At 63.6% G+C, this 10,990-nt stretch carries 9 protein-coding genes and 1 pseudogene; 7 read left to right on the forward strand and 3 right to left on the reverse strand.

Features of this window, described 5'->3' with window-relative positions:
- Positions 1 to 40 precede the first annotated feature (40 nt).
- Together ASE71_RS15175 and ASE71_RS15180 are read left to right on the forward strand one after the other, a co-directional pair.
- On the forward strand, positions 41 to 1,285 hold the full coding sequence (locus ASE71_RS15175) for an aromatic ring-hydroxylating oxygenase subunit alpha (protein ID WP_060516342.1): 1,245 nt from the start codon (positions 41 to 43) through the stop codon (positions 1,283 to 1,285).
- A gap of 1 nt (position 1,286) precedes the next feature.
- Positions 1,287 to 2,381: a hybrid-cluster NAD(P)-dependent oxidoreductase gene (locus tag ASE71_RS15180; RefSeq protein ID WP_034801131.1), complete on the forward strand. Its 1,095-nt coding sequence runs from the start codon at positions 1,287 to 1,289 to the stop codon at positions 2,379 to 2,381.
- Between the two features lie 222 nt (positions 2,382 to 2,603).
- On the opposite strand, the pseudogene ASE71_RS15185 reads toward ASE71_RS15180, so the two are convergent.
- Positions 2,604 to 3,641 (reverse strand): annotated as a pseudogene (locus ASE71_RS15185) (glycoside hydrolase family 25 protein); the annotation flags it as partial.
- A 78-nt stretch (positions 3,642 to 3,719) separates the two neighbouring features.
- On the opposite strand from ASE71_RS15185, the gene ASE71_RS35770 reads away from it, so the two are divergent.
- Positions 3,720 to 3,974 (forward strand): hypothetical protein, encoded by a 255-nt coding sequence (locus tag ASE71_RS35770; RefSeq protein ID WP_143034205.1) that lies wholly within the window; start codon positions 3,720 to 3,722, stop codon positions 3,972 to 3,974.
- Positions 3,975 to 4,057: 83 nt separating this feature from the next.
- A complete protein-coding gene (locus tag ASE71_RS15190; RefSeq protein WP_034801454.1) occupies positions 4,058 to 4,486 on the forward strand; it encodes a BA14K family protein in 429 nt (142 codons plus the stop codon).
- A gap of 131 nt (positions 4,487 to 4,617) precedes the next feature.
- On the opposite strand, the gene ASE71_RS15195 is transcribed toward ASE71_RS15190, so the two are convergent.
- Both ASE71_RS15195 and ASE71_RS15200 read right to left on the reverse strand, forming a co-directional pair.
- Positions 4,618 to 5,052, reverse strand: a complete 435-nt coding sequence (locus ASE71_RS15195; RefSeq protein ID WP_060516340.1) for a VOC family protein — start codon at positions 5,050 to 5,052, stop codon at positions 4,618 to 4,620.
- 76 nt (positions 5,053 to 5,128) lie between these two features.
- Positions 5,129 to 6,118, reverse strand: coding sequence for a transporter (locus ASE71_RS15200; protein ID WP_060516337.1), 990 nt, complete (start codon positions 6,116 to 6,118; stop codon positions 5,129 to 5,131).
- 289 nt (positions 6,119 to 6,407) lie between these two features.
- Here ASE71_RS15200 and ASE71_RS15205 point away from each other — a divergent pair, with 289 nt between their 5' ends.
- The 3 genes from ASE71_RS15205 to mcpU all read left to right on the forward strand — a co-directional run.
- On the forward strand, positions 6,408 to 8,189 hold the full coding sequence (locus ASE71_RS15205) for an acyl-CoA dehydrogenase (RefSeq protein WP_060516335.1): 1,782 nt from the start codon (positions 6,408 to 6,410) through the stop codon (positions 8,187 to 8,189).
- 11 nt (positions 8,190 to 8,200) lie between these two features.
- Complete coding sequence (locus ASE71_RS15210) at positions 8,201 to 8,953, forward strand: crotonase/enoyl-CoA hydratase family protein (protein ID WP_060516333.1); 753 nt, start codon at positions 8,201 to 8,203, stop codon at positions 8,951 to 8,953.
- Between the two features lie 378 nt (positions 8,954 to 9,331).
- Positions 9,332 to 10,990 (forward strand): methyl-accepting chemotaxis protein McpU (gene mcpU / locus ASE71_RS15215; protein ID WP_244497372.1); only part of this gene is annotated, 1,659 nt, incomplete at its 3' end.

The following is a 10,990-nucleotide window of genomic DNA, read 5'->3' on the forward strand; positions in this document are numbered from 1 at the left end:
CTGTCCTGCCTCTCCGAAACATGGCGCATGAGGACAGGACATGGACACCAGAAACGATATGCTTCGAAAGCTGAAGGGCAGGCGGGACGGCTACAGCCTCGACCGGGCCTTTTACATCGATCCCGACTACTACAGGCAGGATCTGGAAAACATCTGGTACAAGGATTGGCTGTTTATCGGCCATGACTGCGAGATCCCGCGGGCCGGCAATTACTTCACCGTCCAGGTAGGCGACTACCCCGTTGTCATCACCCGCGACCGCCAGGGCGCCATCCGGGCGCTGCACAATTCCTGCCGCCACCGCGGCTCGCGCGTCTGCACGCAGGCGAAAGGCTCGTCGGCAAAGCTTGTCTGTCCCTATCACCAGTGGACCTACGAACTCGACGGCTCGCTGCTCTTCGCCCGGCAGATGGGAGAGGATTTCGACAAGGCCGCCCACAGTCTGAAGCCGATCCATTGCGAAACGGTCGGCGGCTACATCTTCATCAACCTGTCGGAAAAGCCGATGGATTTCACGGCGTTCCGCGACATGGCCTTGCCCTATCTCGCGCCGCATCGGCTCGGCGAAACCAAGGTCGCGTTCGAAAGCACCATCATCGAGAAGGGCAACTGGAAGCTCGTCTGGGAAAACAACCGCGAATGCTACCATTGCGCCGCCAATCATCCGGAACTCTGCCGCACCTATCCTGAGGCGCCGACGGCGACCGGGGTGCAGGGCGCCAAGGATGATCCTGTGATCGCAGAACATTGGGCGAAGTGCGAGGCCGAGGGCCTGCCGAGCGAATTTAAGATGTCGCCGACCGGTCAGTTCCGCGCCGCCCGCATGCCGCTTGTCGACAATGCCGAAAGCTACACCATGTCGGGCGCCCGCGCCGTCAGGCGGGCCCTGTCCGCCGACGTCTCCCAGAGCCAGATCGGCACGCTCTTGATGTTCCACTATCCGACCACCTGGAACCATGTGCTCGCCGACCACGCCATCACCTTCCGGGTGCTGCCGCTCGGGCCCGAACTGACGCAGGTGACGACGAAGTGGCTCGTCAACAAGGATGCGGTCGAAGGCGTCGACTACAATCTAGAAGAACTGACGCATGTCTGGACCGAGACCAACGATCAGGACCGTCAGATCGTCGAGGAAAATGCCTTCGGCATCCGCTCACCGGCCTATGAGCCCGGTCCCTATTCGCCCGAGCACGAGGGTGGCGTGATGCAGTTCGTCGAGTGGTACTGCAAGTTCATGGAGCAGCGCCTTGCCGGCGACGCGGCTCCGCTTTCAAGGGTCGCCTGACATGCAGATGGCCTCTTCGTTTCACCATTTCGACGCGCTGCATGTCTGGATCGACCGGCAGCAGATGCTCGAATGCACATCGGCGGTCGTCGAGACCGCCGATGTCATGACCTTCACCTTCCGGGCCGAAAAGCCCGCCTGGTTTCGCTATCTGCCTGGGCAATTCGTGACCCTCGAACTGCCCGTCGCCGACGAGCCAGTGATGCGCACCTACACCCTGTCGTCGACGCCCTCGCGGCCGCTGTCGATCGCCGTCACCGTCAAGGCGCAGTCAGACAGCATCGGCACCCGCTGGATGTTCGAGCACCTGAAGCCCGGAATGAAACTCCGCGCCTTTGGCCCGCTCGGCGATTTCAGCTTCGTCCGCCATCCCGGCGACAAATACCTGTTTATCTCGGCCGGCTCCGGCATCACGCCGATGATGTCGATGACGCGCTGGATGGCGGACTGCGTGCCGGAGACGGATGTGACCTTCATCTCCTGCGCGCGTCGTCCGGAGGACCTGCTGTTCCGTTCGGAGCTGGAGGTTCTGGCGACGCAGATGTCCGGGCTGAACCTCGGCTTCATCGTCGAGGGACATGAGGCACGCCACGGCTGGCACGGGCTTCGCGGCCGCATTGATGGCGCCAAGCTGCCGCTGCTTGCGCCCGATTTCATGGACCGCACCGTTTTCTGCTGCGGCCCCGAACCGTTCATGCGCGGCGTGCGCGAGATGCTGAAATCGGCCGGTTTCGACATGGGCCGCTACCACGAGGAGAGCTTCCAGCCGGCCGCCGCACCTGCGGCGGAAGAGATTGCCGTGCGCGCCGGCGCCGGTGACGAGGGCGAGGTCCAGGCCGCCAAGATCGCCTTCACCATGAGCGGCAAGGAGATCGAGGCCAAGCCCGGCCAGACGATCCTGCAGGCGGCGCGCGCCAACGGCGTCAGGATCGGCGCTGCCTGCGAAGGCGGCATCTGCGGCACCTGCCGGGTTATGAAGGTCTCAGGCGAGGTGGATATGAGCCACAATGGCGGCATTCTCGACGACGAGATCGATGAGGGCTACATCCTCGCCTGCTGCTCGCGACCGCTCGGAGACGTCCAGATCGAAGCTTGAAGGCTTTAATGATGTCGCGCAAAAGTGTGCAGCGGTTTTGCGGCAACGACATGCATAACAACAAGCGCTTAGTGCCTGTCGCGTGAATGCTTTTTCAAGCGAGAGGCTTTAGGGCGCGTTGCAGGGGATCGGATTGGCTGAAACGCTTGCCGGGGCGTCGGTGCCGGCCTCCGTCTTGGAGCATGCGCCCTGGGCGGCATCATTGCCGGCGATCGCCACCTGCAGGGCACGTTCCTGGCGGGCGAAATCGATCGAGCCGGTCACCAACATGTCGACGCCGCTGCCGGCGCCGCTCGTAGCGTCGGCGCGGCTCACGAGCAGCGGCTCGCTAAACATCGCAGTCGCCCTTGCGATCGCCTGCATGCCCGTTCCCCGCTCGGCTTGGGCGACGAGCATCAGTGGCAGTGGCTTTTCCGGCAGCAAGGCGCCCTGTGCCCAGATCGCTTTCAGCGCCGGCGGCGACATTGCCGCCACATTCACGTCGATGTCGTCAAGCGTTCCCGGCACGCGGTAGGGGCAGCGGCGCTTGCCGCAGTTGATGCCCGAGGAGAACTGCCACAGCGCGTAACTATCCCAGTTGCCCATCGGGAAAACCTGGCGGATATCCGGTTTGTAACGGGCGTACCAGAGCGGCAGGCGCGACAGCAGCCGGTGTTTGGCCCGGTGCGCGGCGATGTATTTGGCGGTGATGTGGTTGGTATAGAGGATCGGGTAGCGCCCGGTCCGGGTCTTGATGTGCCCGGCGAAGATGGCGGCGTCCTCCAGCGACATGTACTTGTCCGGATCGATGCCCTCGAGATCGAGCACCATCAGTTCGTCGTCGCGCGGATCGGCGTAATCGAGGAAATGGTTCGCCTGGTCGACGGGATTGCCCGGGCGGGCAAGATGGTAGGCACCCCACAGCAGCCCGTGCGAACGGGCAATCATCCGGCGGGTCTGGTAGAGCTCGCGGCTGACGGCGTATTTGCGCCACATGGTCTTGCAGTGGTTGAAGGTGTCGCCGTTGTGGTCGCCGGTGCAGGAGAAGCTTTCGGGCAGGCCGTCGGAGGCCTTGGCGATGAAACCGGAAACGCGCTTGTCGCCAAGCATCGTTTCCCAGTCGATGCTGTTCATCTCATAGGCGTCGACGATGATGGCATTCGACTTGGTCTTCCAGGGCTCCAGTTCACCGGCGCGTGCGATCGCCGCCGCGAAAGCCAGACCGATGAAGGTCGCGAGGCGCAGAATCATCCCTGTCGTGGAGATACACCGCTTTGCCATTCTCTGAGATTGCCGACAGTATCGTTAACGCATCGTAAATCCCAGCCCCCGAGCGGACTGTGCGGGAGCGACGCGCGAATGTATACCGACCTGTGGCTGTATATAAGCAATTGCTTTCATGTTCGCGATCTGACGATCAGCCGGGAAGGCGTTGGTCGACGATGCGGCAATGCCTTGCTGCAGCAACGGGTGCTGGCCGCGCCACCTGATCCCGCAGGAGGCGGAAGATGGAACAAAACCGGTGACTTATGCGTTATCGGTCGATTTCGGATTTCCCGGCTGAGGGACATCCCCGTATCGGCCTCGGTCCGGGTGAAATCATGGAAAGGTTGAAATGCCGCGGCAACCCGAAACCGGGCCGCGCAAAATGCGTTCGGTGATGGAGGGATTTTATGAAGAACGTGCTGAAGTCCGGGATGAGCCGGTGGTTTTCCGTGGCCGTTGCGGTGGCTGTGCTGGCGACGTCGGCCGCCCCGTCGCAAGCCTTCACGCCGACACCGCCGCGCCTTGAGCGGCAGAGCGATGCACAGAACGTCCAGTATCGCCGACCGGGCATGGAGCGTCGTGGCGGCTATTACTACTACAACGGCTACCGCGGTTATAACTACCGCCGCCCTGGCTATCGCTACTACAATGGCTGGTGGTATCCGATGGCAGCCTTCGGCACCGGAGTGATTATCGGTGGAGCGATCGCCCAGCCGCCGCGCTACACGCGTCCTGCCCCCGTCTATGGCAGCCGCCATGTGCAGTGGTGCTACGACCGCTACCGCTCATACCGGGCCTACGACAATACCTATCAGCCCTATGGCGGCCCGCGCCGCCAGTGCTATTCGCCCTATGGTTAAAGGGTAGGCCGGGCCGGGCGCTTTCGCTCCTGGCCCTTTTTCGCCTGGGATCACATGAGGCCGCCATAGCTGGGAGCGATGGGCCTGGCCGATGATCGCGCCGTGCCTAGCGAAAACTTGTCCTGCAGTGGCTAAAGTTCTTGGCCGAGCCCGATGAGCAGGCCCTCGGGGCCGCGGATATAGCAAAGCCGATAGGCGTCCTTATACTGGACCACTTCGCCGACCAACTGCGCGCCGCGTTTGCGGAGCCGCTCAACCGTCTCGTCGACGTCGTCGACCGCGAACATGACGCGGAGGTAGCCAAGCGCATTGACCGGGGCAGTGCGGTGATCGGCGACGACCGGTGGTGCGAGGAAGTGGGAAAGCTCGAGCCTGCTGTGGCCATCCGGCGTGCGCATCATGGCAATTTCGACAAGCTGATCGCCGAGCCCGGTGACACGCCCGGCCCATTCCCCGTCGATCGTCGCCCGCCCTTCGAGCTCAAGGCCAAGTTCGCGGAAGAAATCGATCGTCTCTTCGAGGTCTTCGACGACGATGCCTATGTTGTCCATTCGCTTGAGCGCCATGTTTCCAATCTCCACGGTCTACGGGGACGTCGCTCCAAACAACACCGAACGCCTGGGGAGAGTTCCGAACCGCGTCTCAGAGAATGCCGATCCGCCGGAGAATCCACCAGGCAAAGCCCATGGAGAGTGCGATGAACAACGCCGCATAGAGCGTGCCGGTGCCGTCGGCGAAGGGCAGCGCCCCGGTATTCATGCCGAAGAAGCCGGTGACGAGCGTCGGCGGCAGGAGGAAGGCGGTCATCAGCGACAGGATGTAAAGATGCCGATTGGTCTCCGACGAGATCTTGCTGTCGATCTCTTCATGCAGCAGACGCGCGCGTTCCTGCAGCGCGAAGACGTCGCGGTCGACCGCTTCGAGCCGATCGGAAAGCCGCTCGGCGGCGTCGATGAACCCGGGCGGTACCTCGTCCTCATCCGATGCGCCCGCCCGCCTGAGCAAGGCGAGGATCGTGCGAAGGTGCCGATGCAGCCGCACCACCGTGCGCCGCAGCGGCGCAAGTCCCGGCTGCTGCCGATGCCCAGCCTCGCCATAAACATGGTCCTCGATGACGTTCAGGTCCTCGGTCAGTTCCAGAACCAGCGAGATCAGCGTGCGCTGGAATTCGACGACGATCATCTCGAAGAGGTCGATCGGCCGTGCGCATTTCGTGCTCTTTTCCACCGCTGCCTTGACGCGGTCGATGCTGCGCAAAGGATGCAGGCGGGTGGTGATGATGATGCGGTCGCTGACGGCGAAATGCAGCCAGCCGATCGTCTTCGTCACCGCGTCGAAGGTGCGCTCGAAATCGACGAGCGTGCCGTGCACGATATCGTCCGAAACGGTGATGGCCGCCTGGGTGTCGTGGCTCGTCAGCGTGGCGACTGCGAGCGGCGGCAGGTTGCCGATCCGCTCGATGAGCGCAGGCGTTCGCGCATCCGAGAGCGCGAGGTGAACCCACACCCATCCTTCCCCGGATAGGAGGCTGTCGATCGAGGCGTCGGTGGCGATCCGCTGGCAGCGGCTTTCACCCGGCAGGAAACGATAGGCCCAGACGATGCCGGGTATTTCGGTGGAAATCAGGTTCATCTGAACGCCTTGTCCAGGGTCCGCCGCCTGTTCCGATCCATCGTTGGCAACGGGGGGGAGGAACACGCAGCCATTCAAAGTGCTAAAGTGACAGTCGCGCGTCCAGCGACGACGCGCGGCACTATCTGTCTTGGCTTCTATGCGCCGTTGATGACAGTTTTGTTACGGGCGGCCGTAGCCCGATGTTCGGGAAGCCGACGGCAATTGACGTTGACGTTTACGTAAAAATCAATAGTGTTCGGCGCACGAGGACGCGCCCGGCGCGACCTGGCTATCTGGGAGGATCATCATGTACAAGGCACCCGTCGACGAGATCGCATTCACGCTGAAGCACGTGGCAGGCATGGGCGATGCGCTGCAATCGGGCGCGCTGGGTGATCTCGGTGAAGACCTGGTCGATGCCATCCTTTCGGAGGCCGGTCGGTTCGCGACGGAAGAGGTGGCGCCGCTTGGCGACATCGGCGACAAGCAGGGGTCGCGCCTCGTCGAAGGTGAGGTCGAGACCCCAGACGGTTGGCGCGATCTCTACCACAACTGGATCGCCGGCGGCTGGAACGGGCTGACGGCCCCGGAAGATTTCGGCGGCCAGAACCTGCCGCACATGCTGCACGTCGCCGCCATGGAAATGTGGAACGCCGGCTCCATGGCCTTCGCGCTTGGCCCGACGCTCACCATGGGCGCCGTCGAGGCGCTGGAAAAGCACGGTTCCGATGAGCTCAAGGCCACCTATCTGCCGAAGATGGTCTCCGGCGAATGGACCGGCACCATGAACTTGACCGAGCCGCATGCCGGCTCCGACCTCGGTGTGCTCAAGGCCCGCGCTGAGCGCCGCGACGACGGCACCTACCGCATCTTCGGCCAGAAGATCTTCATCACCTGGGGCGAACACGACTTCACCGACAACATCGTCCATCTGGTGCTGGCGCGCCTTCCGGACGCGCCGGCCGGCACCCGCGGCATCTCGCTGTTCCTCGTGCCGAAATTCCTGGTCAACGCGGACGGTTCGCTCGGCGAGCGCAACGATCTCTTCTGCCATTCGCTCGAACACAAGCTCGGTATCCATGGATCGCCGACCTGCACGATGATCTATGGCGATGGCAAGTTCGGCGCTGAAAAGGGCGCGATCGGCTATCTGATCGGCGAGGAGAACCGCGGCCTCGCCTGCATGTTCACGATGATGAACAACGCCCGTCTGGCCGTCGGCATGCAGGGCGTGGCCATTGCCGACGCCGCGACGCAGAAGGCGATCGCCTTTGCCAAGGAGCGCACCCAGGGTAAGGCGCCTGGCTGGACGGGGCAGGGCATGAGCCCGATCATCGAGCACCCGGATGTTGCCCGCATGCTCCTGACGATGAAGGCGCTGACGCAGGGCTCGCGCGCGATTTCCTACGCCTGCGCCCACGCCGTCGACATGGGGCATGCAGCCGAAGGCGAAAAGGCGAAGTTCTGGCAGGAACGCTCCAGCCTGCTGACGCCGATCGCCAAGTCCTTCTCGACCGACGCCGGCGTCGATGTCGCCTCGATGGGTATCCAGGTGCATGGTGGCATGGGCTTTATCGAGGAAACGGGTGCTGCCCGCTATCTGCGCGACGCCCGCATCGCGCCGATCTACGAGGGTACCAACGGCATCCAGGCGATCGACCTCGTCACCCGCAAGCTGCCGCTTTCCGATGGCGGCCACGTGCGTGGCTTCATTGCCGAGTTGCGCGAGATCGCCGCGGCAGTTCGCGCCTCGAACCGCGACGGTTTTGGCGAGACGGCTGCACGCCTCGATGCGGCGCTGGACGATCTTTCGACCGCGACCGAGTGGCTGATTGCGGCGGTTGCCGGCGGCAAGGTCACAGAAGCACTCGCCGGCGCCACCGCCTACCAGCGGCTCTTCGGCCTGGCGCTGACCGGCGCCTATCTCGCAAAGGGTGGTCTGGCGGAAGTCAGCGATGGCAAGGACGATCAGCGCATTGCGCTCTGCCGCTTCACCGCCGAAAACCTGCTGGCCGAGACTGCCGCACTGAAAGACCGTGTCGTCAACGGTGCCGACAGCCTCGCCGTCGCTCGCTCTGTTCTGGCCTGAAAGGACCCATCATGACCGACCACGTGCTCATCGAACGGCCGGAAGCCCACCCCGGCGTCCAGGTGATCCGCTTCAACCGGCCGGAAAAGAAAAACGCCATCACGCGCGACATGTACGCGAAGATGACCAATGCGCTGACGGTCGCTTCTAGCGATCCGGCCGTGCGCGCCACCGCCTTTCTCGGCACCGATGGTTGCTTCTCCGCCGGCAACGACATGGCCGACTTCCTCGCCTTCGCCATGGGCGGTTCCATGGGCATGGAGGTGATCGAGTTCCTGAGGGCACTCGCGACCGCAACGAAGCCTGTCGTCTCGGGCGTCGACGGTCTCGCGATCGGCATCGGCACGACGATCCATCTGCATTGCGACCTGACGATTGCGTCCGAGCGCTCGGTCTTCAAGACGCCCTTCGTCGACCTGGCGCTGGTGCCGGAAGCGGCCTCCAGCCTGATCGCGCCGCGCATCATGGGTCACCAGCGGGCCTTCGCGCTGCTTGCCGCCGGCGAACCGCTCACCGCAGGCGAGGCCGTGGACGCGGGACTGATCTGGAAGATTGTCGGCGCGGACGCGGTCGAGCGCGAAACCCTGGCGCTTGCTGGCCGGCTCGCCAAGAAGCCGCCGGAGGCACTTCGCATCGCTCGCGATCTCGTCCGTGGCGACCGCAGCGACGTGCTGGCGCGTATCGACGAAGAGGCGAAGCACTTCGCCGCGCAATTGAAGAGTGCCGAGGCGCGGGCCGCCTTCGAGGCGTTCATGCGCCGCTAAACCAGTTTGGATTTGTGATGGGTGAGACGGGTGCCGCTGTGCACCCGTTTTGCATTCGGGGGCAAGCTCTTACCCGTCCCGCGGTAAAGATCCCGTTGCCGCCGCCATCGCGAACTTGAATAGATCAATTTTAATTTGTTCTTAAATACCGGTCGCTAGCGTCCTGCGCGATAGGCCCATCCCTATTTTGGGATGGCCCCAGCCGCATGAAGCAGGGCTGGCCTCGCCTTCGGGCATGTTCAACGTTTTCCCGTCAGCCTCTGCGCGCCGTCTTCACGGACGGACGACGGATGCTGCGCGAAAATCATCAAGAGCTCATGTCCGGCGGCCGCCGCCGGCACCCATTGGGAGCCCACCTTGTCCAAGCGATCGAACCTCATGACGCGCATTCTCGTTGCCGCGTCCTGTGTCGTCGTCGGCGCTTTCGCCGGCTTTTCCGTTTACATCGACAGCCTGCAGCGCGACACGACCACCAAGGCCGTCGAGGAGAACATTGCCTCCTCCGGTACCCAGGCCGCGCAGAGCGTCGCCAAGTGGCTGAACGGCCGCGTCACGCTGACGGCGATGGTGGCTGATGCCACCGGCAACGTCGCGGATGACGGTGGGGTCCAGCCGATCCTGAAGAACGACGTTCTCACCAGCGAATTCATGTCGACCTATGTTGGCAACGAAAGCGGCAAGTTCATCACCTGGCCCGACAATCCGATGCCGGCAGGCTATGATCCGCGTCAGCGCCCCTGGTACCAGCAGGCCGTCAAGGCTGACGCTCGCGTGCTGACCGAACCCTATGTCGACGCGTCCAGCGGCGCGCTGATCATCAGCGCCGCCGTTCCGGTCAAGCGCGACGGCAAGCTCTATGGCGTTGCCGCCAGCGACTTCTCGCTCGATACCCTGGTGACGATGATCAAGGGCGTCGATGTCGGCGGTGAAGGCTTTGCCTTCCTCGCCAGCAAGGACGGCCAGATCCTGGTTCATCCCGATGCCAAGCTGGTCACCAAGTCGCTCGCCGATGCCTTCCCGATCGACACACCGGCAATCGGCTCCGGTATCATGAACACCGAGCTCGACGGCAAGCCGATGCTGGTGAGCTTCGTTCCGGTCCAAGGCCTGCCCTCAGTCGAATGGTATGTCGGCTTCGTCATCGACGCCGACGCCGCCTATTCGGCGATCGATCAGTTCCGCATTGCCGCGACCATCGCCACGATCCTTGCGGTCGGCGTGATGCTCGTCTTCCTCGCGACCTTCCTCAACCGCCTCGTCATCCGTCCTGTCACGGATATGACCAGCGCGATGGAGAAGCTCGCGTCGGGTAACCACAACGTCGAGATCCCCGGCGAAGAGCGGACCGACCAGATCGGCTCGATGGCCGCCGCCGTCGCCGTCTTCAAGGCCAATGCAGTCGAGCGCGCCCGCCTCGAAAGCGAAGCGGATGCGAACCGTTCGCTGTCGGAACGCGAGCGACTGGAACGCGAAGCGCAGAAGGCGCGCGATGCTGCCGAAGTGCAGCAGGCCGTCGATGGTCTGGCAACCGGTCTCGGCCGTCTTGCTGACGGCGATCTGGCCTATCGCATCGACAATCCCTTTGCCGATCGTCTCGATCGCCTGCGCGCCGACTTCAACAACTCGGTCGCCAAGCTGCACGACACGCTCTGCGCCGTCGGTGCCAATGCCCGCGGCATTGATGCCGGCGCGACGGAAATCCGCTCGGCCGCCGACGATCTCGCCCGCCGCACGGAGCAGCAGGCAGCCTCGGTCGAGGAGACCGCCGCAGCGCTTGAAGAGATCACTACGACGGTCAAGGACTCCGCCCGCCGGGCTGAAGAGGTCGGCGCGCTGGTCGCCCGCACGCGTGCCGGCGCTGAGAAGTCCGGCGAAGTCGTTGCCAACGCCGTAGATGCGATGCATGCGATCGAGAAGTCCTCGGGCGAGATCTCCAACATCATCGGCGTCATCGACGACATCGCCTTCCAGACCAACTTGCTCGCACTGAATGCCGGCGTCGAGGCGGCCCGTGCCGGTGAAGCCGGCAAGGGTTTT

The sequence above is a fragment of the Ensifer sp. Root954 genome (genome assembly GCF_001429005.1).
Classification (GTDB): Bacteria; Pseudomonadota; Alphaproteobacteria; order Rhizobiales; family Rhizobiaceae; genus Ensifer; species Ensifer adhaerens.